The organism is bacterium (assembly GCA_021372535.1).
Classification (GTDB): Bacteria; Latescibacterota; Latescibacteria; order Latescibacterales; family Latescibacteraceae; genus JAFGMP01.
This window is the reverse complement of record JAJFUH010000112.1, coordinates 51,395-75,499: the sequence shown is the minus strand read 5'-3', so window position 1 is coordinate 75,499 and position 24,105 is coordinate 51,395. Positions and strand designations below refer to the sequence as shown.

Genomic DNA, 24,105 nt, shown 5'->3' with positions numbered 1-24,105 from the left:
GAATATTACACTATGTCTTACACATATATCGATCCCGAATCATGTAAAGCGAACAGACGAAACATATGCGTCAGAAGCCAGGAATGTCCATGGTATGATTTTGTTATTACTACATCTACGATGGATATGGCACACTCTCTTGTCCGTAACGCATACCATCCCTGGACAGTCATAACCGCCCGGCACCAGACAGAAGGTCGCGGTACTCACGGCAGATTGTGGTCGTCTCAGACCGACAAGGGCCTCTGGCTGTCGCTTTTACTCCCGCCGCCGGAAAATGTCGATAATCTGACCGGCCTCTCTATTATAGCAGCAGGCTCCCTTGTGAAAACACTCGATGTCTATGCCGATTGCATGTTCCTGATAAAATATCCCAATGATGTCGTTGTCAACAACCATAAAATAGCAGGACTTATGATTGAATCCGCGACATGTGATGACGCTGTCAAAACAGTCATTTTGGGCATGGGAGTCAATTTCTGGCAGACACGGGATGACTTTATCAAGGACGAGCTTCCCGATGCGACATCCCTCTTTATTGAAGCAGGATATGCGCCGGACCGTGAACACTTTATCGCGACATTTATATCGTATATGAAAAAATGGTATGAATCGGGAATCCCCGAACCGGATTACGGGAAATTGTTTCCGAATAGTCAATTCACGTAAAGGCTTTCGCTATGATCGCCCTGTTTGACAGCGGTAATACGCACCTTCATTTCGGGTGGTGGGATGGCCGGATTGTACTTGATCCTGTCAGTGTGCCGTATCCATCCTCACAGGTCGAGCTCACGAATCTTGTATCGGACCTTCTGAACGACCGGCAATTCGCGAAAGCGGTTGCATGTTCTGTCAATTCACGATGGCGTGAGCGGCTTTTTTCCACTGTCGGCGACTTCACCGGCGGTGGACTCAGCGTAGCCCGTAAAGCATCCGATTTCAACCTCGTGGTTAATTACGAAAATCCCGCCATGTACGGAATCGACCGTGCCCTCGAAGCGTATGCGGCATTTGAAATCTGTAAAACGTCGTGTATCGTTATCGATGTGGGTACTGCCGTTACGGTGGATGCCGTTGCGAACGATGGGACTGTTGCGGGAGGGTTTATATTCCCCGGAGCCCCGTCGCTTGTTCATGGTCTCGCGTCGTTAACCGATTTACCGTTTACAATTCCCGATTTTGAGCACGAGAGCATCGGGCAAAGCACCGGGCAGTGCATCTCGTACGGCGCCGCGCTCGGTCTTGCCGGCGCAATAACCCGTCTCGTGAAAGTCTGTATGGACAGCATCGGAGGAACCGACCATGTCGTCATTACTGGCGGGGGCGCCGAACCGGTGATGAAATACCTCCCGTTCACCGTTGAATACCATCAGTTCCTTGTGCTTACCGGTCTCGGCCTTGTGGCGGATATACTTCCAAAGTATGCTTGACATAACCGTGGATAAACACGATATTTACCGGTGTAAGTATGCATATTATGATGAGTGTTGAACCACAGAAGGCCGGGAGAGAGTTTTGAAGGGCGCGATTCGTTTGAACGGTATGAAGTTCGCCGGAAAGCATGGCGTTCGTCCGGAGGAGAAGACCCTGTATCAGCCGTTTGAGGTCGATGTCGAAATCGAGTGCGATCTCACGGCGCCGTCGCAGACCGACAGGCTCGAGGATACCATCGATTATTCACGGGCGGCGGATATCGTACAATCGGTTGTGAGCGGTGAGCACTGCGATCTCCTCGAAAAGCTTGCGGGGCGGATACTCGATCGTTTCGGCGAAATCGTTACGGAGGGCAGGGTAACCGTCCGTGTCCGTAAACCGCGCGCACCGCTATCCGTGACATTCGAGTATATCGAGGTTGAATTGTGTCGCGAGTTTACGCCGTGATTGCGTATCTCGGGCTTGGATCGAACCTCGGTAACCGTCTGGCGAACCTTCGGGAAGCTGTCGACCGGCTGGCAATGGTTCACGGCGTCGTTATACAGAAGATTTCTCCCGTGTATGAAACTCTTCCGGAGGGAGGGCCGGAACAGCCCGATTATCTGAATGCCGCCGTTGAAATCGGGACATCCCTCGATGCCGTCCTCCTGCTCGGTGCCTGTTCGGCCATCGAGGATGACATGGGACGTATCCGCGGCGAGCGCTGGGGGCCCCGTACCATCGACATCGATATCCTCCTGTACGGCGGAGCGCGAATATCGACTGATCGTTTGACGGTACCGCATCCGCGAATGCACGAACGGGCGTTTGTCCTGCAGCCGCTTGCCGATATTGCGCCGGATGCAGTGCATCCGCCCACGGGTCTCACTGTCGGAGAGCTTCTCGGCAGAGCCGGTGCATCAGGGATCAGAAAAATGGAGAACATGAAGCTGAAGATTAAAGAATGAACAGATAACCCCACGATACGGCCGGATACGAGCATCACATGAATGAACCGTTGATAAAATGCCCTCATAATTATGTCGCAGTCGAAGGAGTTATCGGCGTCGGTAAAACGAGCCTCTGCAGGCTGCTTGCGAAACGGTTCGGGGGACGGTGTTTTCTGGAGGATTTCGAATCGAATCCGTTCATCCGGGATTTTTACCGGTCTCCCCGTGAATACGCGTTCAAAACACAGCTTTTTTACCTGATTTCACGGTTCAAACAGTATCTCGAGATGCCGCCGCCCGATCTCTTTCAATCGCCGCTCATCGTCGACTATATTTTTCAGAAAGACCGGATATTCGCAACGATTAACCTTGATGATAACGAGCTCGAATTGTATAATACGGTATGTAATGTGCTCGAACCGAAGCTTCGCAGTCCCGAACTGGTTGTCTACCTCCAGGCTTCGACCGGCCGTCTGCTCGACAGGATAAAAAAGCGGGGGAGAGAGTACGAAAAGAATATGTCGGTTCAGTATCTCGAAGCGCTCAATACGGCATATAACGATTTCTTTTTCCATTATACACTTTCGCCGCTGTTTATTGTCAACACCGATGAAATTGATTTTGTGGAAAGCCCCGAGCACTTCAACGATCTTGCGCTCAACATCATACAGCCCCACAAGGGAATCACATTTTATAATCCGGCAGGAAGATGACGACAGCAAAACCTGTTACTGTAAATGACTTTAAGCGCCTTAAAAATGAAGGTGTTCCGATAAGTGTTCTAACCGCTTATGACGCTGTCATGGCGTCATTAATCGACCAGGCGGGCGTTGATTTGATTCTTGTCGGCGACTCGCTCGCCAATGTATTCCAGGGCCGTGAAACGACGATTCCGGTGACAATCGAGGAAATGATATATCACACCGAAATCGTGGTTCGCTCGGTGAAGCGTGCGTTTGTGGCAGCGGATATGCCGTTCATGAGTTTTCAGGTCAGCCCCGAGGAAGCGCTCCGCAATGCGGGTACCGTCATGAAGAAGACCGGCTGCAAGGCGGTGAAACTCGAGGGCGGCGTACCTGCAAAGGAAACAATACGGCGTATCGTACAGGCCGGAATACCCGTTATCGGTCATATCGGATTGACCCCGCAGTCTGTCCATGCGCTGGGAGGCTATGGCCTGCGCGGGAAGGACAACGGCCAGGCGCTCATCGAAGCGGCGCTCGCGGTACAGGAAGCCGGAGCATTTGCCATCGTTATCGAAAAAATCCCGCGCGGTCTCGCCGCCGAGATCACCCGCGCGCTCGCCATACCGACCATAGGAATCGGCGCCGGACCCGACTGTGACGGCCAGGTTCTGGTCACGAACGATATCCTTGGCCTGAATCCACAGTTTAAACCGAAGTTCGTCCGCCGGTACGACGAGCTCGCGGAACGTATCCTATCCTCTCTCAAAGCCTACAAAGACGATGTCCGCTCGCGGCGTTTTCCCGGCATCGATGAAAGTTATGAATGATTTTCATCAGGGAATTGCCGTGTCTCATTGAATAATAATGGTATGAAGAATGAAAAAAAGTCTTGTGGACAACGAAAAGTGCATGATATATTATCACCCCATATCCTACATCCTACATATTAACCGGTGATAAGTATACAATCATGCGTAAACTCAAGAAAATAAATATATTCGAGCAGGTAATCAATTCGATAACCGCTCATATCCGTGATAACCATCTCCGTCCCGGCGAGAAGCTTCCGACCGAGGAAGAAATCGCCGCGACCCTCGGTGTGGGCAGAAACAGCGTCCGTGAGGCGCTCAAGGCTCTCCAGGCGATGGGGCTTCTTGAAATCCGGCACGGACAGGGATCGTATCTGAGGTTTTTCGATTACGGGGCGACGCTTTCGAACCTCTCGATCGGGTACATGATCGAGGGCGCCGACATGAGCGATCTCACCCGTGTGCGGTGTGTTCTCGAAATGGGATTTGTCTCCGATGTCATCCGTAACATGACGGCGGAACGGCTCGACAAGCTCCGTGAAATCGTCGCCGCAATGGAGCAGTCCCTCGATGACTGGAAGCGGTATTTTTCACTCGATGCGCAATTTCATCAAACCCTTTACGAGGCATCGGGATGCAGGCTGCTCGATAAGCTGCTTGCGGTTTTCTGGGGAATGCTCGAAGGATACAGTCCGATTGTATACCCCATGAATCCTGATAATTTAAAAGAGTTTACTTCACAGCACAGGCTCATTATCGAATTTATTGTTGCCGGTGATGAGGAAAATATACGGAACTGTTTACAGAAACATTTTAACGATAAGGAATATCTTCTGAACCATATTTCACAGGAAAGGAAAAAAACATGAAGTATCTCAAGTACAATGACAAGCTGAGCAAATGCTATTCCGCGGTGCTGATGGATGTCATGGACCAGATGAATCACCGTGTTCAGTGCATGCATCATTCCATCAAACCCCTCGTACCGACCATGAGAACATGGGGTGAGGCGGTAACCATGTATTTTGAAACGGTTACCGAAGTGCCGGAAAAGCCGTTCCAGCTCGAGATGGAAGTGCTCGACGATGTAAAAGAAGGCCAGGTTATTGTCACTCAGTGTAATGCCGAAACCATGTCGGCATTCTGGGGCGGACTGCTGAGTAATGCCGCGGTAGGCCGTAAAGCGGCCGGAGTGATATCCGATAACGGCGCGCGTGATTATATGGAAATTGTCAGCCTCGATTTTCCGACATTCTGTAAAGGACTTACGCCGTATGATTCCTGCGGCCGGATGGATGGCAAGGATCGTGATATCCCAATCATCTGCGGCGGAATCCGTGTGGCTCCCGGCGATCTCGTGTTCGGCGATGTGGACGGCGTCGTTGTGGTTCCCCAGGAAATTGCCGACGAGGTGATTTCGAGGGCATGGGAAAAGGTCATGGGAGAGAATACGGTCCGTGAGGAATTGCGTGCAGGCGCAAGCGTTGTAAAAACATTCCAGAAATATGGTATTCTGTAAGAGGGCGGTGAAAAAGTATATCCGGTTATCCAGTTCAATCAGCTACCATGATTGATCCCCCTCGGCTTCGCCGTGTCCCCCTTATAAAAGAAAGGGGGATGAAAGTGCCCTAAAAGCCGCTCCCCTCTTAAAAAGGGGGGATGCCGAAGGCAGGGGGATCACATACTATCGGAAGAAATTATCAATTCTGATTAAAGGTTTCCTATGATTATCAAACTGGATAACTGAAAAAGTATTTTTTCACAAGCCTGCCTGATGAGCCATGAATCATAAAATATGGAGGGCTGGCGGTGAAACGAGTAATCATCGGTGCGGTGCTTCATGAAACGAACATGTTCAATCCGCAACTGACCGGAATCAGGGAGTTCGGGATTCAGGGTCTGTTCACGGGGAATGATGTTTTAACCAAAAGACGCGGAACAGCAACGGAGCTCGGTGGTTTCATCGATGTGCTCGGAAAAAATGGCGCGGAAATCATTCCGACTGTCTGTGCATTTGCGATGCCGGCCGGACCGGTCACCGACGAAGCTGCCGGGACATTTCTCGAATCGATACTCGACACACTCGACAGGCACCAGGCGGACGGCGTTCTGCTTGCTCTCCATGGCGCCATGGTAACCGAGACATGCGATGATGGCGAGGGATATATTCTGGAAAAAATCCGCGCGAAAGTCGGAAACGATATACCTGTCGTTCACACCCTCGATCTACATGCCACATTGACGCCGCGAATGGCGGTGAATGCAAACGCCGTAACGATATACCGCACATACCCGCACATTGACATGTTCGATCGGGGTTGTGAAGCTGCATCGATCATGCTGGATATACTTGACGGCAGGATGCATCCTGTCATTGCCATATCGAAACCGCCGGTTATGATCGGGCCACCGCAGAATGTGCTTCCGACCGATTACCCGATGAAGCTCATCATGGATCGCGCCCGTGAAATGGAGCGTACTATTCCGGGGATCATCGCCGCCTGCCCTGCACAGGGATTCATGCAGCAGGATGTACCGCACGCGGGTATCGGTGTTGCAGTAACTGCCGATAACGACCGTGAGCTGGCACAGAAATGCGCGGACGAGCTCGGCGAAATGATGTTCGCACACCGTCGTGAATACCTTGTCGATCTGCCTGATGCCGCGGAAACCATCAGGATTGCGCGGGCGAGTGAGCTCTATCCGGTCGCCATAGCCGATTCGGGCGATAATATCGGCGGGGGAGGGCCCGGAGACGGCACCGCACTGCTCCGTGAAATTATCCGTCAGGGCGTGGACAGTGCTTTCGTTCAATTGTATGATCCCGAATCGGCGCAAAAGGCGGCTCATGCCGGTGTCGGCGCTATGGTGACACTCGATGCCGGTGGTAAATCGGATTCCCTGTACGGTCCGCCGGTAACAATAACCGGGAAGGTGAGAACGATCACGGACGGCCGGTATCTCAACCGTGCATGGGGTGGATACTGGGCGGGTGTCGAGAGTAACATGGGGCTGTCGGCGCGTATCGATTCGGGAGGCATCACCGTTGTCGTTACTTCGCATTCCATAACCCCGGACAACAGTATGCATGCGAAAGCTATCGGTGTTTATCCCGAGGATTACCGCATGATTGTCTGCAAGGGAGGCCTGGCGTTCCGCGAGGCCTACAAACCGCCGCTGATACGCCGGTATATCCAGAGCGATACGCCGGGTTATACATCGTCGAATCTGAAGAACTTTACCTATACGAAGATCAAACGGCCCATGTTTCCCATCGACGATATGTAACATGGATTATACATGAAAATTTTCACCACAAAGACACACAGGCACAAATCGAGGAAGTTATGAAAAGAATAATGATCGGCGGTATGTTACATGAATCCAACATGTTCAGCCCCGTGCTTACCGACCTTGAAGCGTTCAGATTACGGCAAATATTCTACGGGGAAGAAATGATCGGCGGACGCCGTAATACCAACACCGAGGTGGGCGGCTTCATCGATGTACTCGAAAAATCCGGAATCGAAATGGCCCCGTCGATACTCGGCGCTGCAATGCCCTCAGGCTCGGTGACCGAGGACGCTTTTAATGAATTTGTCGGGTTATTCCTCGACACGCTCGACCGTAAACCCGCGGACGGTATCCTGCTGTCGCTCCATGGGGCGATGGTCGGAACGGAGCACGATGACGGCGAGGGATACATCCTCAAAAAAATCCGTGATAAAGTCGGAACAAAAACTCCTATTGTCATAACTCTCGATTTTCACGCAACTTTGACACCTATGATGGCGTCATTAGCTGACGCGATAACCATTTACAGGACATATCCCCACATGGACATGGCCGACCGGGGACGTGAAGCGGCGGATATCATGCTCCGTATCTTGGACGGTAAAATTCATCCGGTGATCGCCCTTTCCAAACAGGCGCTTATGATCGGCCCTCCTCATAACGTACTGCCGCACGATATGCCCATGAAAAAGATCATGGATCGCGCCCGCGAAATGGAACGCGAACTGCACGGAAAGATAATTGCCGCCTGCCCGGCGCAGGGTTTCATGCAGCAGGATGTGCCCTTTGCGGGAACCGGTGTGGTGGTCACGGCTCATGATGACCTTGAACTGGCGCAGAAATGCGCGGACGAGCTCGGCGATATGATGTTCGCGCACCGGCATGACTATCTTGTCGATCTGCCCGATCCAGCCGAAACGATCAGGATGGCGAAGCAGTCTGATGATTACCCGATTGCAATAGCCGATTCGGGAGACAACATCGGAGGAGGTACTCCCGGTGATGGTACCGCGCTTCTCCATGAGATACTGAAGCAGGGTGTCGACAGCGCATTCGTACCGCTCTGGGACCCCGAAGCTGCGGAATATGCCGCCGAAAAGGGAGTCGGCTCGACAGTGACTCTCGAAGTGGGGGGGAAATCCGATCCCATATACGGCCCGCCCGTACGGATAACCGGCGTGGTCCGGACTGTCACCGACGGTGTCTTTATGAACCGTGAAGGAGGCGGATACAAGGCTGGCGTCATCGACAACATGGGACTGTCGGTGAGGATCGATGCCGGTGGTATAACCATCGTGCTCAATTCCATCAGCACGAGCCCCAATAATATCATGCATGCAAATGCGCTCGGCGTCTATCCCGAAGATTACCGCATGAGTATCTGCAAGGGCGGGCTGGCGTTTCGCGAAGCATACAAACCCCCGATTATTAAAAGCTATATCCAGAGCGATACTCCGGGGTATTCATCATCGAATCTAAGGAATTTTACGTTTACGAAAATAAAACGCCCGATGTTTCCGTTGGATGACATCTGATCCGCCTTGTTAATCCGATCTATCGATGAATTTAAAATAGAACGCGGATTTACGCGGAATTGTTAATTATATAGCATTTTTGATGTTAACGATTAATTGTCATAAAAGATAGTATTAATCTATTATTTTTTTGTTCCTTTGTGTCTTTGTGATGAAAAATCCGGGTTTTCACCGGGCTTTAAGCGATAAAATAATTCTGGCAAAGACGCTGCTGAATTTAGTATATTATTTGTTTCGCTATAAGTTGCGGAAATCCGTGTTCCATCGAATTTAATGAATCATCAGGTTAAAGGAGAGTAATACCGTATGTCTTTTATAATGAAAAAGCCTTTGCTCATGATTCCTGGGCCGATGGATGTGCCCGACGAAGTATTGAGACGGTGCGGTCATCAGGTTTTTCCTCATTATGATGAGCTCACCGATTTCTGCCCGTTCTATCATCAACTCGTCGAAAAAGCGAAATATGTGTTCGGCCTCAAGAAGGGATATGTATTCATTCCCAACGGAAGCGGGACGATTGCGGTCAATATGATGATAGCAAGCCTCTGCACGCCGGAGGATGATGTGCTTGTCATGTCGAACGGCGGTTTCGGCGGGTATGCCGAAAAGAACATGAAAAACCTCGGTATCCCTTACACCCTCGTCACCGGGGAGATCGGCACAATCATCGATCCGCAGAAGATTCGCGACGAGATGAAACGGAAGCATCATAAATTCATTTACATGACCCATAACGAGAGCTCTACCGCGGTGGTCAATCCGATTCCACCCATTGGTGAGATCGCCCGCGAATTCGATGCGTTCGTGCTCGTCGACTCGGTATCAGGCGTCGGCGGTGTCGTAATCGACATGGATGCTGCCGGAGCGGATGTGGTTGCCGGAGCGAGCCAGAAATGTCTTGAACTTCCTCCCGGGCTTGCGCCGGTAGCAGTCGGACAGCGCGCGTGGGATTACATGGAATCCATGAAAAACCGCCGTGTACCGTACATTCTCGATTTCATGGCATGGAGGACGGCTTATATCGACCAGTACGATTTTCATCCTCAGCCGGTCACCGGAGCGACCACCATGCTCTATGCGCTCGACTGGGTTATCGATACCATTATCGATGAGGGAATCGAAAATCGTCAGGAACGTTTCCGTAAAGCCGGTCAACGCCTCAAGGAAGGCATGGCGAAACTCGGATTCAAATCCGGAGCCGATCCCCGCTACGCATCGCCCGTGGTCACGGAATTCATTCCTCCCGAGGGAATTATAGGGGAGGATGTCAGAACATACTATATGAAAAAGCATAATACCATGGTCGGTTACGGTTTCAGAAAAACCGGATCGGGCGAACGGTATTCATTCAGAATCGCCCACTTCGGTATTGCCGCCGAGCATGAACGAATCGATCACATGATTCATATCACCAAGCAGTTTCTCGATGAAAGAGGTCAGTGAATTCTATGTCAGGAATTTTGAAAAGTCCCATGCTCATGATTCCCGGCCCCATGGACGCGCCGGACGAGGTTCTCAGGAGATGCGGCCACAAGGTATTCCCGCATTACGATTCCGGAACCGGATTTCCCGCTTTTCATAACCAGCTCGTAGAAAAGCTGAAGACTGTTTTTGGGCTCGAGGACGGTCAGGTGTTCGTTCCGAGCGGGAGTGGTACGCTTGCAGTCAACATGGCGCTTGCGAGTCTCTGTACGCCCGATACGGAAGTTCTCATCATCTCCAACGGCAATCTCGGTGAATATGGCGAGAAAAACCTGAAAGCGCTTGGCGTTCCCTATTCGTTTGTCAATGACGAATATGGTAAAGCCGCCGATCCTGAAAAAGTTCGCAGCGCCATGAAGAAAAAACGTCGCCCGTTTATTTATATGACGCATAACGAGAGCTCGACCGCTGTTGTAAATCCGATTACTCCCATTGGAGAAGTCGCCCGCGAGTTCGATGCGCTCCTCATCGTCGATTCCGTATCCGGCGTCGGCGGCGTCGTGGTCGATATGGGAGAGCATGGAGCCGATGTGGTGGCAGGGGCGAGCCAGAAATGCTTTGAGCTGCCTCCGGGACTTGCACCGGTCGGAGTCGGGAAACGTGCATGGGATTACATGGATTCCGCGAAAAACCGCCGTGTGCCGTTCTACCTCGATTTCAAGTCGTGGCGAGATGCATCGATAAAAATGCACGATGAACATCCGCAGCCGGTAACGGGGAATACCAACTACCTTTACGCACTCGACTGGTCGGTCGACCGTATCATTGAAGAGGGGATATACAACCGCCAGGAACGGTTCCGCGCTGCGGGAAGACATCTCAGGGAAGGGCTCGCCGAACTGGGATTCCGTATGAGCGCCGATCCGGTCGCCGCGTCACCCGTGGTGACGGATTTTTATCCACCAAAGGGTATTCTGGGCAATGTGGTGAGAAATTACTATCTCGAAAAACACAACACCATGGTCGGTGCCGGCTTTGCATACAAGGATAAGGACGGTAATGCCCTCACATTCCGTATCGCGCATTTCGGCCTTGCGGCAGAGCCCGAGCGTATCGAACACATGATAGACATCACCCGCCGGTTTGTCAGGGATTATAAAATCTGAAAATGAAGGCGCAAGGCATAGGTGAAAAAGTTAGGCAAAATCCCCTCTCTGATGATCAGAGAGGGGATTTTTTAGTCCCTCCGGGGGCTTTTCGATTGTCACGATTAATTATGTAACGGTGTTGTGGTGACGCTGTCAGAATAATTATTCTATCGTCTATCTCATTAATTATAAATGTATTACATGCTCAGATATGCCATGATGAACTCGTCAATGTCGCCATCCATTACAGTTTGGATGTTCGATGTTTCCACATCCGTTCTCAGGTCCTTGACAAGATTATAGGGGTGAAAAACGTAGGAACGTATCTGGCTGCCCCATTCAATCTTTTTTTGATCCTTGGTAAATTCCGCCAGCTTCTTTTCCTCTTCCTCCTTGTGCAGCTGATAGAGCCTCGATCTGAGCACCTTCAGTGCAAAAGCTTTGTTCTTGAACTGGCTCCGCTCATTCTGGCACTGCACGACGATACCAGTGGGAAGATGGGTAATACGGACTGCCGAGGAGGTTTTATTGACATGCTGGCCGCCAGCGCCGGAAGAGCGATAGACATCGATTTTCAGGTCTTTTTCATCGATCTCAATGTCGGTATTGTCATCCACTTCGGGCAGGACGGTAACCGAGGCGAAGGAGGTGTGCCGCCGGGCGTTGGAATCGAACGGACTGATCCGTACGAGACGGTGAACGCCTGATTCGGCTTTCAGGTAACCGTATGCATAATCACCCTTAACGAGGATAGTCACGCTTTTTATGCCCGCTTCCTGGCCGGATTGCATGTCGATTTCGTCGTATTCGAATCCTCTTCGCTCGATCCACCGGATATACATCCGGAGAAGCATCTGAGCCCAATCCTGGCTTTCGGTGCCGCCTGCACCGGAATTTATGGAAAGGAAGGCGTTCTTGAGGTCATCGGTGCCGCCGAGCATGGTCTGAAACTCCAGGCTGCCGATATTCTTTTCAAGGGTATCGATTTCAGAGGATACTTCGTTCAGTGTCGCGTCATCATGCTCTTCTTCGGCAAGCTCATTGAGGACTTTAATGTCGTTGAACGATACCTGGAGGTCTTCCAGTGCTTTTATGGGTTTTTCTCGTACGGTAATCTGATCGATGACTTTTTGGGCTTCTCTCTGGTCGTTCCAGAAATCGGAGGCTTCACGCTTACGCTGGAGTTCTACTAATTCATTCTTTTTTGTATCGATGTCAAAGAAGCCTCCTGAGATTGGAGAGCTTTTCATGTAATTCTGCGATTCTATCGATTGTCCGCGACATATGATCCTCCGTTAAAGGGCGGTGAAAAAGTATCTTCTTCACGCGCCCGATACTGAAATGTATTGTTTTGCTGCTGTCGAAAGTATGTAAACATGGTTCCCGAATTAGTAATCGGGGACAGGACCCCTGACAGCCTGTGTCCCGGGCAGGCAGTGTTTTGCGCAAGGTTAATAAATTATTTAAATCCAAGTACATCCTGCATGTCATAGAGTCCCGGCGGGTTGGCAAGCACGAATCGTGCTGCACGGAGCGCACCCTGGGCCAAAGCATCCCGTGACTGGGCCTTGTGTGTGAGCTCGACCCTTTCGCCGACAGTTCCGAAACTGACCGTATGCTCTCCGACGACATCGCCGATTCGAAGCGCATGAATGCCGATTTCGCTCCGGGTACGTTCGCCGGAAATGCCTTTTCTGCCGTAACGGGCCTCCTGTTCGAGGTTACGGTCGAGGACGCCGGCAACAATTTCGGCAAGTCTGACAGCGGTACCGGAGGGCGCATCTTTTTTGAAACGGTGGTGCGCTTCGGTTATCTCGACATCATAGTCTTCGCCGAGAATCGCTGCGGCTTCGGCGGCAAGCTTGAAGAGGAGATTTACGCCGACACTCATATTGGGCGCCATAACACAGGGAATCGGCGAAACAAGCCGCTCCAGTTCACCCCGTTTGCCGGAAGCGAGTCCGGTGGTGCCGATCACGAGGGGTGTTTTCGATTGTCCGCAAATGGCGGCGGTGATCAGGATGTTATCAGGCCATGTGAAATCGATGACGACATCGGCATTTTTTACCGCTTTTAACAGGTCGTTTGTCAGCGGTACATCGAGATGCCCGATACCGATTATCTCGCCGACATCACGGCCCAGGTCTTCATCATGACCGAACTCGACTGCGCCTGATACCATTATTTCCGTGTCTTCGGACGCAATGGTGATGATTCTGCGCCCCATCCGTCCCAGGGCGCCATTCATGACAAGCTTCATATCAACCTCATGTAATCGTTACGAATTCAGATCAGCCCGACATCTTTCAGGTATTTTCCGATCAGGGCTTTCCCGTTATCGTCCGGCTCGGTCAGGGGAAGCCTTACCGTTCCGACATCCATCCCCGACATATTCATAGCGGTTTTAATCGGAGAAGGATTCGTCTCTGTCTTCATGAGTGTTCTCATGAGGGGAAAGAGCTCGGCATGTATGGCGGACGCGACCGTATAATCGCCATTCAGGGCGGCTGCGGTCATATCGGACATTTTTCGCGGCAGAATATTGGAGATGACGCTGATAACACCTTTTGCACCAACCGACATCATGGGCACAGTCATGGAATCATCACCGGAAAGGATGGTGAAATTCTCCGGTGTTCGTCCGATGATTTCACATATCTGATCCATATTGCCGGACGCTTCCTTAATCCCGATAATGGTGGGCAGCGCGGAAAGCTCGACGATGGTATCGGCGGTTGTATTTATCGCGGTCCGCCCGGGGCAATTATAGATGATCAGCGGAATATCGCATGAACCGGCAACAGCTTTATAGTGCTCGATAAGCCCCTTCTGGGTTGGTTTGTTATAATACGGCGTTATAAGGAGCGCAGCATCGGCACCGACCTCCTGAGCATGCCGGGTAAGGCTTATGGCTTCTTCGGTGCTGTTGGAGCCTGTTCCGGCGATTACGGGAACCCGTCCGGCAGCCGCTTTAATGACAATGTCGATAACGAGCCGGTGTTCCTTGTGGCTCAGTGTCGGTGATTCGCCGGTTGTACCGCATGGCACGAGGCCGGATATGCCATTCTCTATCTGAAAATCTACCATCCGCATTAACATGGATTCGTTAACATCTGCATTTTTGAAAGGGGTAACCATTGCAGTAAAAGTACCCGTAAGACGAATCATTGTACCTCCATTCTAATTGAATATTTTACAGTTATATATGTACTGTATAAACAGCAGGCGGATATCATTGGAAACTGTAACAAATATGACACGATAAATATACATAAAATTTCTTTATCGGTCAATACTATATAACGACATGGCGATCCTCGTTTTATGAGAACACCATTTATACGGTAATATCCTTTATCCGTCCTCTCGGGCACTGTAAAGCAGCGTCCATCCTCGAATGAGGTATCGGGGAAGTGAAATGGGCGCCGCGAAAAGCGGCACGCACTCTTTTGAGGGAAATATCATATTGTATAATTATTATAATGACATGTTAACGATTCATTCTTATGGATTCATGCCTGACCCTGAAGATTGAACCGAGTATGATATAGTATACATAATATCTTATTAATACAGCATATGATATAATTTTTAACTTTTTAATACGGTAAAGTGTAATATGTTACACTTTAACATTAACTGTTATGTGTAATATATTACATTTATATGATAGATTATCCATGTCAGGTCGTTTTTACTTCTAAATTTATATTTTATATATAACCTGTAATAACAGTATGATATAATATAATACGAACAAATTGAAATAATTAAGATGTCGCTGTGTATATCATTGATTGAACTCTCTATGCATTAGATACAAATATTGGTGTATTTATACGTCTGACGAAAATATTCGAAAGGAATGTCGCTTTCATATACAGCGTATAAATATCTATAATAGATTGATAATAATATAAATAAAATATTTAAATTAATATTTCTCCATAATGTGACGTTATCTTTATCATTTGTTTAATAACCATAGAAAAAAAACATAACGCGAAATGAGGATGCGTGGTTATATTTCCGGGTCAATCTCTTTGATGGTGTCGATAATATATTGTTTAAACTGAGAATATGGTGTTTTATGCTGAGATCCGGGTAATTAAATGAGCGGATAATCCTGTGACACGATCGTATATATAAAAGAGCACATTCTTCAGTTTATTTTATTGCTCCGCGATTTTAATAACAAAAAAATAACATTTTTATAATGATAGTATAATAAGCATACCTATTGAAATTTGTTGACTTTTATGCAAATAAAAAACATATTTCATACGGTATGTATTTATCGTGCATCTATTTGTTAGTTGTGCTGTAACCAATTGGAAATAAAATCGATTACAATGATACTTCATCATTATGGAGATTTATTATTATGGAAAAAGCTGAAATAACCAGGCTGATTAACAGCTTCAACGCGATTAAAGGCTACTTTGATACCACAAAAAAATACATGCCGCAGATCGCTAAACTGGTCTATTTTATCGAAGAAGTCGTCCCCTTATTGAATTCGATACACTCGGATCTGCATCAATCATCGGAAATGATTCCCTCCGCCTCGGAAAAACTCAGTAAAGTTACGAGCGCAACCGAAATGGCCACAACGGAAGTGATGGATAAAGTCGATAATGTCATTAATCGCTTGAATACAATGACTACCGCGCTCGATGAAATTGAAACGCTCTATGCCGCCGAATCGTGTAATCCGGATGTAATGAAAGAAAAAACAGCGGTGATTCGGGGAGAAGTCGAGGGAAGTCAGGATGATCTGTTTTCTATCATGAATGCTCTCCAGTTCCAGGATATCACCACGCAGCAGATAAACAGCATTGCGCAGGTAATGGGAAGAGTTCAGAATAAACTGGGTGACCTGCTCCAGGGGTTCGATGAAGAGGGAATCAGACGGCTGAAGGAAACTGGGGCTGCGTTTGACAGTAATGCGGAGTTCGATTTTGACCGGTCTGCAAAATCACAGCGAATAGCCGACGAATACCTGGAAAAAGCACAAATGATAAAGACCACGCAAAATATAGACGATACAGAATCCGCCGACCAGCCCGGTGATACCGGAGGAACTGCTGATATGAAAGATGAAATAGTTTATGGAGCGGATGGTCAGCCGGATATAAATGCACTGCTCAATAAATTGAACGAATCAGATAAAAATAAAGATGCGTAGTATAACCATCATGCTGTATTATCGATATTTACTACAGTTTGGTACCCGGCATATACCAGCCGGTGCCACACTTCGGAACTGATTCCGAGACATGTTCGGCATGAGATCAAACGATGTCACTGTTTCAACACCGGAGTGATACTTTTTGAAAATTTAATACGGTGAAACTCAGGGGGCTGTAATGGCTGATATTGATGCCGCAATTAAAATAAAAATTGCCGACAATAAAATGAAAGTGGTGGCAAATTACACTCCCCCGTATGGAGAAGGTAAAATTCTTTCGGTTAATGATGTTAATCTTAAACTGAAAGCAGAAGGAATAAAGGCAGGAATTAAGGAAGATATCATCCAGAGAATGTGCGAATCGAAAATACCCATGCCCTCCGTTGTCATAGCCGAAGCGGTACAACCGCAATACGGCCAGAAAGCCAAAATCGAAGCATATATTGATTTTAACAAAAAAACAAAAGCTATCGAACGCGAAAACGGAAGTATGGATTTCCGTAATCTGGGAGAAGTGGTGTCGGCTGTCAAGGGGCAGAAACTTTTCAGAAAAATTCCCCCGACAATCGGAGAAGCCGGCTTTGATGTCATGGGAAACCAGATTCCCGGATTGACCGGAAAAGATTTTCAGATTGTTCTGGGAAAGGGAACTGCCTTTGCCGATAACGATCCCAATCTGATAATCGCGGCCATTGATGGTGAGGTTCAGTTTATAAAAGGTGTCGTACAGATAGCCCCGGTTCATGAAGTCAAGGGTGATGTCGATTATGAAACAGGTAATGTTGTATTTAAGGGAACAGTAAAAATAAACGGTTCTGTCAGGTCCGGATTCAGGGTTGAAGCCGAGGGTGATGTTGAAATACGGGAAAATGTAGAGGATGCGATTGTAATCAGTGGTAATGATGTCATAATTGCCGGCGGTTGTGCCGGAAGCGGTAATTCATTGATTCAGGCTGGCAGGGATATAACAGTCAAATTTGTTGAAAACCAGTGCCTTAGAGCCGACCGCGATATTATCATTCTTGGTGATTCATACCATGCCAGGCTGTTTGCGGGAGGATCGATTATGGCGAAAGGCGCTAAAAGTACCATTGTCGGTGGTGTATGCGAGGCAAAAACATCAGTCGAAACGGCTCGGCTCGGCTCGGTTGCATGTACTCCTACTGTAATAAAGGTCGGCATCGATCCAAAATTAGCCGACCGTATGAAAAATACGGATGAAGAACTGGCAAAAGTACGGGAATCCGATGAGAAATTAGAAAAAAGTATTATTTATCTCTATAAAATTAAAATAGATGGTAAAGGCCATCTTCCGCCTGACAAAGCTCAACTCCTTGAAAAACTTGAAGAGACACGGAAATCATTGCCGGAAAAAATTGAATCCCTGGAAAAATACAAACAAAAACTCCTCGATGACCAGAAAGATCTCGATAAGGTTTTTGTCTCTGCCGCTGTCAGTGCGTTTCCCAAATTACAGGTTTATATCGGCCACCAGTGGCTCACCGTCGAGGACACCCTGGGGCCGTCTCAATTCAGATTGATTGACGGCAGTGTTGCTCGTCTTTCGAAATAACTGATAATATATGCTTTAACCCTTAAAAGGAGATAGAAAATTGCCCGATCTTAAAATATTGATTGTCGACGATTCGCCTACAATGCGACGTATTCTGGTCAACACAGTTATTAAAGCGGGATACTCTCAGGTCAAAGAAGCCGAGGATGGTAAGGACGCCCTGGCAAAATTACTGGCAGGTGATTTCAATCTGCTCATGACCGACTGGAACATGCCAAATATGAACGGACTCGAGCTTACCGAAGCAGTGAGGGCAGATCCTAAAATTAAAAGTATTCCGATTCTCATGGTTACAACGCGGAATATGAAAGAAGATATCGTCAGCGCAATAAAATCGGGTGTAAATGGCTATATCGTAAAGCCGTTTGATGCAAAAACACTGAATGCAAAAATTACCGAAATTATTGGATAATCGACGATTATATAATTATTCAGTATACCAGGAATTTATGCATCTCAGGTCTGATTGACAGCACGAATATTATATAATGCTTATTAGTAAATTAATATGTCGAATAGTTAATACATATTAAAAGGCTCGCAGTTTTTGCCGGCCTCTTTTTTTTGCCGGAACATATGGGGTTACTCACAACGACATGAAAAAGTCGTCGTTATCGTCATTCACCCGTGCTGCACATCGTTCTGCATGACGACACAATGTTCCGTGTGTAACCTTTCATGGTCGTATCGTCATTGTATGTGAGTCCGTTTATAAAAAGCATCAGGTAATTGTTACGGGGAGAGCAAGGTGAAAACGAAATTCAAATATAAAATGACCATAGAGGCCGGGCAGATCGTCACTCCGGCGGCGGAGGACGGTATTTTCGGCTCCATCGGCAATAAACCGTCAAAGTTACACATCGGTCATGACGGCCGTATAGTAGGGTGGGACAGAGACTCCGCGGTCAACGCCGAAAAACAGATAGGGGCGCAAAACTGTATAATCGGGCCGGGCTTTATCGACCTTCATTTTCACGGGTACGGCGATCAGACCTCGTCACGATATTCGGAAATAGGGAGTTTTCAGAATCCTCTCCGGATTCTGGAAAAAATTTCCTCATACGGCACAACCGGGTGTCTTGCGACCCTGATAGTACCGGCACAATCGCGTAGATTTTTCGGCGTTGATCTCGATGCGCGATTCAAAATGCTGAGGTCACAGCTCGCCGAGCTTGCACTGACCGATGGCGAGCCGGGAAAACCACGCGCCCGTCTTTTGGGAATGCATCTCGAGGGTCCGAAGATAAATCCTGAAGTATCCGGCGCGATACCACAAAGTGCCATCTGGGACGCCACTGTCCGTGACATACCGAGGATACTCGACGAAGACATGCTCGCCCGCGACAGCCACGGCGTACGGATGATGACAATCGCTCCTGAAATGGATTTTGCGAGTCATTTCAATTTTACCCGCGCGATTCTTGACCGCGGGATTGTGGTGAGCCTCGGGCATTCCGCGGCATCACTCGAACAGACCGTGGCGGCAATCCGAACCGGCGCCCGTCATCTCACGCACTTCTTCAATGCCATGATACCCATGTCTCACCGGAATCCCGGTATAGTGGCAACCGGTCTCATCGATCCGCGGATATACGACGAGAATGCCGATGAGCTCAGCCTTGAAATAATCTGCGATTTCATTCATATCAATCCGGCGATACTCGCTCTTGCAATGAATCAGCACCACCTCGTCGCCGGTGTAAGCGACGCTGTGGCCAACCCCGATATGGGCGATGGTACGTTTGAGTTTGCGGGGCAGAGGGTGACAATATCCGATGGCGCTGTCAGGCTCGTTACGGACGGCCGTCTTTCGGGGAGCGTGATGACCATGCTCCAGACATTTCGAAACCTGCTTCTTCTCAATGGCGATAATCCCGATATTGTCCGCGCTTTCGAGATTACCGCTACCAATCCGGCGGCTATCCTGGGGCTCGAAGACACCGGGAAAATAGAAAAGGGCCGTCGCGCTGATTTTGTCGTTCTGGACAAGGATTACAACCTGCTGTATACCGTAGTGAACGGCGAAATCGCCTATGATGCGAATGCAGACAGCAGTGATTCAAAATCCGGCAGTATTACCATCCCCTCGAACGGTTGTATCGCAAAACCCGTAAAAAACGAAGCAGTCATCGGTTTGCGCATCAGCGCCACCGGCATTTGGTGCGGATATGTGACCGAGGATGAAACGGTTCATATAACAACCAGGAATATCAACGGCAATCCCAGGTTCAAGCAGGGATTCACCGGTCGCGAGGCGATACTCGATTCGGCCGCGGAAGTAATCGCGGATGTATGGCAGAAACTGCGGAAAAAACAGATAACGCTGACTGCTCTCGGCATAGCGACATCGGGTCTTGTCGATGGCACCCGTGCGGTCATGGCCATGAATCTCCCGGGCTGGAAAGATTTCGATATCGCCAGGGAACTGCTTAAACGTATTGTTGAGATAGACAGCACCTTTCCTCAGAATATTCATATCGCTGTAGAAAACAGCGCCAACGCGATGGCGCTCGCCATCGCGCGCACCCGACGCCTCCGCGCCAGGGCAGGTTTGAAGAGCGGTGAGAATTTCGTATTTGTCAAGATCGGCCGCGGTCTCGGCACCGGTGTAATTGTCGACCGTAAAGCGATCTCGTGCATCGAGGATATCGCTCCCGATTACTACATTCATCTTCGGGAGGCAATCAACAATGTACACAACGGTCTTCCCACGCTCCTGCACCAGACATACCTCATCAATCTTCTCGTCGCGAAAGGGGAGCTTGCCCTCATGCGGACATGCGATGACGAATACCCCGATCTCCACCTTGAAGCGCTCGTTTCACGGGGCGGTCTTATTCATTATGCCCGTGAGGAGGAACGAAAAGCCGGGAAAATCTTCTTCCGGAAGGAAAAAATCAGGAAGATGGTGAAAGCCCTCGAACGCGACCCTTACACCTATGAAAATACGACTTTCAACTTTGAGCTGACGGTAAAGGATATCCTCAATGCCCTGCACGGCGCCCCGGAGGAAGCGGAACATGCCACCGCGGTGTTCGAGAAGACGGGAAAAGCGCTCGGGTCGGGAATATATTCGCTTGCGACCACGATTGACGAGCCAATCCACAATGTGGTGATCATTCACCAGCTCAACGAGGACATATCGGACGCTCACGACATCATAAAAAACGCGATCTGCACATCGCTCACACGGGGCGTATCGGATGAAGGCGGGTGGGAGGTTGTGTTCATGCAAGCGGATGACGAGATGTATGTGCTTGCCGGGGCGAGCCTGTGCTACGGGTGATTTTATCGGGCAAAACAGTCTATAAGACGTTTCGATATGTTCGTGTATTACCGGCTTGTGCCAGTGCGTGACAGAAGAATCCGTATCTGGGAAATAACTTCGAGCGAATCCTCCGGCGACTTCGCTTTAGCCAGATAGTCCGTATATGCTTTGGCCGCACGGTCGTACTTACCGGTGTTGGCGTATATCCCCGCCATGTTGTAAAAAGCTGAGGCATAGGTGGAATCGACCCGGACGGCGTTTTTCAGGAGTTCGAGCGCATTCTGGTAATTCCCGCCATCGAGTTCGAGTATCGCCAGCTCGTTATACGCCGGAGCAAGATTCGGATTATACTGGAGCGATGTTTCAAGCTGATAGCGGCCCTCTTCGTTTTTACCTTCCTTGAGCAGAAAGAGCGCCAGACGGTAGTGGCCCATGTCGTAATCGTTCGCCTGAGCGATTGCCTTACGGTAAAATTCTTCCGCCAGTACTTTATTCCCCATGACCTCATGAACCACACCCATATTCACAATCCCCGGCGCATATCCCGAATCGATATCGAGTGTTTTAGTGGCTGATTCGAGCGCTTTCATGATCTGGTTGGTTCTCAGGTAGAGGACAGTGAGGTTATTCTGCGCCTGGGGATATTTACGCCTGAATTCGAGCGCCTGAATGTAGGCTTCTTCGGCTTTTACGTAGTTGCCGAGGGTAAAAAGCATGCGCGCGCTGTGGAAATACGCCTCGTGAAAATCGGGAGCGATCTCGATGGCGCTGTTGTATTCCGTAAGCGCTCCCGTGTAATCGCCGTTTTTTTCGAGCATCGCGCCGAGTGTCATATGGGTGAGCACATCATCGGGACGGGCTTTTATCGCCTTGCCGTATTCTTCTCCCGCGAGGTCGATCTGGTTGAGTGATTCATACACGGAGCCGAGCAGCATGTGAATATCCTGATCGTCTATCCCGAGATCGTTTGCCCTGAGCAGGTTCTGGAGCGCTTCATCCCAGCGTTTTGTTTTGACATACACGCTTCCGATGCCATAAAAGGAGAGGGCATAATTGGGATCGCGCTTCAGTGATTTTTTATACGAATTCAGCGCTTTTGTGTATTTTCCCGCTTTTTCATAGCCGACGCCCCGTTTGTAGTAGGTCACTTCGGAAGCGCAGCCCGCTAAAAAAACAAGAATAACGATAAATACTGTTAACCGTCTCATAAGCGATCCTGGATTATGAATAAAAATATTTCACCACTGAGATACCAAGACACAAATAGATATAAAAAATTATTTATACTATATTTAGTAACGCGTAATTGTTCGTATTTAAAAGATATGAAAATCCGCTAAAAATCCGTGTTCAATTAAATCTTGTTCCGCTTATGCGGATAATTTTTTAATCCAGTTTTCGACTATTTTCCGGTACTCGCTCGACGGGTAAAGTTTGACGAAGTTATTGAAAGCCTGCAATGCCTCGTCACGTTTCCCGAGCTTGTAATAGGTTATCGCGATCATTATTGCCGCATCGTCATCCTTGTGCGTGTACCGCTTTTCGTCGATGACATCCCTGAATCCTTCGATTGCCGTCTCGAAATTTCCCATGCTGAAATACGACTGGGCTATCCAGTAACGGCAGTTCTCGGTCAGTTTCGATGCGGGATATTGTTTCATGAATGCATGAAACAGTTCTATGGATTGCCTGAATTTACGGTCGAGACAGGTATCGAGGGCTCTTTTATACGACGCGAACACTTCCGGCGAATCGGCGCGTGTTATCGGCTCGTCGTTTTTGAGGATAATCCGCGTACCTTTTATATCGCCCGCCATGAGCTGCGAAAGCACCGTTTCTATTTCATCCTTGAAGATCAGGTGTTCCTGGCCGAGACTGTCCACAGCGGCTTTCAAAACCGTAACCTCGCGCTGTAATTCGACGATTTCTTTCTGGAGGCTGTCGATCGTCACGGGACTCCCGGACAGTGGGATTTCATCTTCTGTTTTCAGCTTGTCGAAGACGACATTATCTGTTTTCTGAATCTCCATTCCCGGTAATAACTGGACAAGGGAAGCGACACTTGTCTTTTTATCCGCCGTCTGAACCCGTCCTCTTCCCACATCGACCTGGTTTTTTACGGTCACCTCTTTCGTCTCGGGATCGACAACCGTTTCCGTGCGCTGAATGAGAAATTCGTCGCCTTCGCTGATTTCGTCTTCTGTTCCGAGATCGATAACTATCGCGCCGTCATCCTTGAGCTCCTGTATCGTACCGATTTTCTGCGTCCGTACGATCTGTTTCCCCTTGCCGGTGGCAAGAACCCTGTCGAGCATGGCAATTCTGCCATTGAGCACCATCCCGGTTACCGTAACCTGGACTTTTCCGACGCCGATATCATCGACAACACCATATGCGACAATAGTTTTTTTCCCGCCGCGGATATCGCCGGTCACCGGATCGACAATTTTCGTGAACCGCCAGAATTCCACTTCTTCACCCACACCCACGGTTTTATTTGCAAAACTTACATTGACCGTTTTGTCGGTGATGGAAAGGATACGGCCGTATTCGCTGTCATCCTGCGCGCTCACGGCAGCAGGTATCAAGAGGACGATGACAGTCAAAACATATGTCAGAACCCGAAACACTGACACAATCAAAACTCCCCGCGGCTGGTACTGTTATAATGGAAGTATAGTAAGTCAGTAATAAATTAAGCAAAAAACCTGCCACGGTGCACAGAAATTTGAAGTATATCTATAACACATTATTAAGCAAGAAGATACATTGATTATGATACATATGATAATTCCATTTGTATTTGAAATTCCGTT

The 24,105-nt window shown here is 48.9% G+C and carries 21 protein-coding genes and 1 pseudogene; 16 read left to right on the top strand and 6 right to left on the bottom strand.

The features are described 5' to 3' along the window. Positions 1–39 precede the first annotated feature (39 nt). A pseudogene (locus tag LLG96_10825) lies at positions 40–195 on the bottom strand (hypothetical protein). Here LLG96_10825 and LLG96_10820 point away from each other — a divergent pair. The 12 genes from LLG96_10820 (at position 121) to LLG96_10765 (ending at position 11,275) form a co-directional block, all read left to right on the top strand. Continuing rightward, on the top strand, positions 121–669 hold the full coding sequence (locus LLG96_10820) for a biotin--[acetyl-CoA-carboxylase] ligase (protein ID MCE5250699.1): 549 nt from the start codon (positions 121–123) through the stop codon (positions 667–669). The pseudogene LLG96_10825 and the gene LLG96_10820 overlap by 75 nt on opposite strands. 11 nt (positions 670–680) lie before the next feature. Next, complete coding sequence (locus LLG96_10815) at positions 681–1,430, top strand: type III pantothenate kinase (protein MCE5250698.1); 750 nt, start codon at positions 681–683, stop codon at positions 1,428–1,430. An 85-nt stretch (positions 1,431–1,515) separates the two neighbouring features. After that, complete coding sequence (gene folB, locus LLG96_10810; GenBank protein ID MCE5250697.1) at positions 1,516–1,881, top strand: dihydroneopterin aldolase; 366 nt, start codon at positions 1,516–1,518, stop codon at positions 1,879–1,881. After that, the gene (gene folK, locus LLG96_10805) at positions 1,860–2,381 is read left to right on the top strand and encodes a 2-amino-4-hydroxy-6-hydroxymethyldihydropteridine diphosphokinase (GenBank protein MCE5250696.1); all 522 of its coding nucleotides are present in this window, start codon (positions 1,860–1,862) and stop codon (positions 2,379–2,381) included. The genes folB and folK overlap by 22 nt, the downstream gene beginning before the upstream one ends. A gap of 38 nt (positions 2,382–2,419) precedes the next feature. Next, complete coding sequence (locus tag LLG96_10800; protein MCE5250695.1) at positions 2,420–3,076, top strand: deoxynucleoside kinase; 657 nt, start codon at positions 2,420–2,422, stop codon at positions 3,074–3,076. Continuing rightward, positions 3,073–3,876, top strand: coding sequence for a 3-methyl-2-oxobutanoate hydroxymethyltransferase (panB, locus tag LLG96_10795; GenBank protein MCE5250694.1), 804 nt, complete (start codon positions 3,073–3,075; stop codon positions 3,874–3,876). The genes LLG96_10800 and panB overlap by 4 nt, the downstream gene beginning before the upstream one ends. Before the next feature lie 143 nt (positions 3,877–4,019). Next, the gene (locus LLG96_10790; GenBank protein MCE5250693.1) at positions 4,020–4,727 is read left to right on the top strand and encodes a FadR family transcriptional regulator; all 708 of its coding nucleotides are present in this window, start codon (positions 4,020–4,022) and stop codon (positions 4,725–4,727) included. Beyond that, entirely contained in the window at positions 4,724–5,377 is a 654-nt protein-coding gene (locus tag LLG96_10785) for an RraA family protein (protein MCE5250692.1), read from the top strand. Before LLG96_10790 ends, LLG96_10785 begins: the two co-directional genes overlap by 4 nt. Positions 5,378–5,667: 290 nt before the next feature. Next, the gene (locus LLG96_10780; protein ID MCE5250691.1) at positions 5,668–7,146 is read left to right on the top strand and encodes a M81 family metallopeptidase; all 1,479 of its coding nucleotides are present in this window, start codon (positions 5,668–5,670) and stop codon (positions 7,144–7,146) included. A 59-nt stretch (positions 7,147–7,205) separates the two neighbouring features. Continuing rightward, positions 7,206–8,687 carry a M81 family metallopeptidase gene (locus LLG96_10775; protein ID MCE5250690.1) on the top strand — a complete coding sequence of 494 codons (1,482 nt, stop codon included), beginning with the start codon at positions 7,206–7,208 and terminating at the stop codon, positions 8,685–8,687. Positions 8,688–8,993: 306 nt separating this feature from the next. Then, entirely contained in the window at positions 8,994–10,130 is a 1,137-nt protein-coding gene (locus LLG96_10770) for an aminotransferase class V-fold PLP-dependent enzyme (GenBank protein MCE5250689.1), read from the top strand. Between the two features lie 5 nt (positions 10,131–10,135). Further along, positions 10,136–11,275, top strand: coding sequence for an aminotransferase class V-fold PLP-dependent enzyme (locus LLG96_10765; protein MCE5250688.1), 1,140 nt, complete (start codon positions 10,136–10,138; stop codon positions 11,273–11,275). Between the two features lie 179 nt (positions 11,276–11,454). On the opposite strand, the gene prfB is transcribed toward LLG96_10765, so the two are convergent. From prfB to dapA, 3 genes are all read right to left on the bottom strand, one after another. Next, a protein-coding gene (gene prfB / locus LLG96_10760; protein ID MCE5250687.1) for a peptide chain release factor 2 occupies positions 11,455–12,541 on the bottom strand; the annotation gives its coding sequence in 2 pieces (ribosomal slippage) (positions 11,455–12,483 and positions 12,485–12,541; 1,086 coding nt in all). 175 nt (positions 12,542–12,716) lie between these two features. Continuing rightward, positions 12,717–13,517 (bottom strand): 4-hydroxy-tetrahydrodipicolinate reductase, encoded by an 801-nt coding sequence (gene dapB, locus LLG96_10755; protein ID MCE5250686.1) that lies wholly within the window; start codon positions 13,515–13,517, stop codon positions 12,717–12,719. A gap of 26 nt (positions 13,518–13,543) precedes the next feature. After that, the gene (gene dapA / locus LLG96_10750; protein ID MCE5250685.1) at positions 13,544–14,425 is read right to left on the bottom strand and encodes a 4-hydroxy-tetrahydrodipicolinate synthase; all 882 of its coding nucleotides are present in this window, start codon (positions 14,423–14,425) and stop codon (positions 13,544–13,546) included. Positions 14,426–15,641: 1,216 nt separating this feature from the next. On the opposite strand from dapA, the gene LLG96_10745 reads away from it, so the two are divergent. The 4 genes from LLG96_10745 (at position 15,642) to LLG96_10730 (ending at position 21,307) form a co-directional block, all read left to right on the top strand. After that, positions 15,642–16,445, top strand: a complete 804-nt coding sequence (locus tag LLG96_10745) for a protein phosphatase CheZ (GenBank protein MCE5250684.1) — start codon at positions 15,642–15,644, stop codon at positions 16,443–16,445. A 181-nt stretch (positions 16,446–16,626) separates the two neighbouring features. Continuing rightward, the gene (locus LLG96_10740; protein ID MCE5250683.1) at positions 16,627–18,021 is read left to right on the top strand and encodes a FapA family protein; all 1,395 of its coding nucleotides are present in this window, start codon (positions 16,627–16,629) and stop codon (positions 18,019–18,021) included. Between the two features lie 40 nt (positions 18,022–18,061). Further along, the gene (locus LLG96_10735; protein ID MCE5250682.1) at positions 18,062–18,433 is read left to right on the top strand and encodes a response regulator; all 372 of its coding nucleotides are present in this window, start codon (positions 18,062–18,064) and stop codon (positions 18,431–18,433) included. A 336-nt stretch (positions 18,434–18,769) separates the two neighbouring features. Further along, a complete protein-coding gene (locus tag LLG96_10730; protein ID MCE5250681.1) occupies positions 18,770–21,307 on the top strand; it encodes an ROK family protein in 2,538 nt (845 codons plus the stop codon). A 47-nt stretch (positions 21,308–21,354) separates the two neighbouring features. Here the strand turns inward: LLG96_10730 and LLG96_10725 are convergent, their stop codons facing one another. After that, a complete protein-coding gene (locus LLG96_10725) occupies positions 21,355–22,497 on the bottom strand; it encodes a tetratricopeptide repeat protein (protein ID MCE5250680.1) in 1,143 nt (380 codons plus the stop codon). Positions 22,498–22,659: 162 nt separating this feature from the next. Beyond that, complete coding sequence (locus LLG96_10720; protein ID MCE5250679.1) at positions 22,660–23,925, bottom strand: tetratricopeptide repeat protein; 1,266 nt, start codon at positions 23,923–23,925, stop codon at positions 22,660–22,662. Between the last annotated feature and the right edge of the window lie 180 nt (positions 23,926–24,105).

Coding starts and splice junctions, on each gene's coding strand:
- LLG96_10820 (MCE5250699.1), top strand. CDS start 121: ATGGATATGGCACACTCTCTTGTCCGTAACGCATACCATCCCTGGACA.
- LLG96_10815 (MCE5250698.1), top strand. CDS start 681: ATGATCGCCCTGTTTGACAGCGGTAATACGCACCTTCATTTCGGGTGG.
- LLG96_10800 (MCE5250695.1), top strand. CDS start 2,420: ATGAATGAACCGTTGATAAAATGCCCTCATAATTATGTCGCAGTCGAA.
- panB (MCE5250694.1), top strand. CDS start 3,073: ATGACGACAGCAAAACCTGTTACTGTAAATGACTTTAAGCGCCTTAAA.
- LLG96_10790 (MCE5250693.1), top strand. CDS start 4,020: ATGCGTAAACTCAAGAAAATAAATATATTCGAGCAGGTAATCAATTCG.
- LLG96_10785 (MCE5250692.1), top strand. CDS start 4,724: ATGAAGTATCTCAAGTACAATGACAAGCTGAGCAAATGCTATTCCGCG.
- LLG96_10775 (MCE5250690.1), top strand. CDS start 7,206: ATGAAAAGAATAATGATCGGCGGTATGTTACATGAATCCAACATGTTC.
- LLG96_10770 (MCE5250689.1), top strand. CDS start 8,994: ATGTCTTTTATAATGAAAAAGCCTTTGCTCATGATTCCTGGGCCGATG.
- LLG96_10765 (MCE5250688.1), top strand. CDS start 10,136: ATGTCAGGAATTTTGAAAAGTCCCATGCTCATGATTCCCGGCCCCATG.
- dapB (MCE5250686.1), bottom strand. CDS start 13,517: ATGAAGCTTGTCATGAATGGCGCCCTGGGACGGATGGGGCGCAGAATC.
- dapA (MCE5250685.1), bottom strand. CDS start 14,425: ATGATTCGTCTTACGGGTACTTTTACTGCAATGGTTACCCCTTTCAAA.
- LLG96_10745 (MCE5250684.1), top strand. CDS start 15,642: ATGGAAAAAGCTGAAATAACCAGGCTGATTAACAGCTTCAACGCGATT.
- LLG96_10740 (MCE5250683.1), top strand. CDS start 16,627: ATGGCTGATATTGATGCCGCAATTAAAATAAAAATTGCCGACAATAAA.
- LLG96_10725 (MCE5250680.1), bottom strand. CDS start 22,497: ATGAGACGGTTAACAGTATTTATCGTTATTCTTGTTTTTTTAGCGGGC.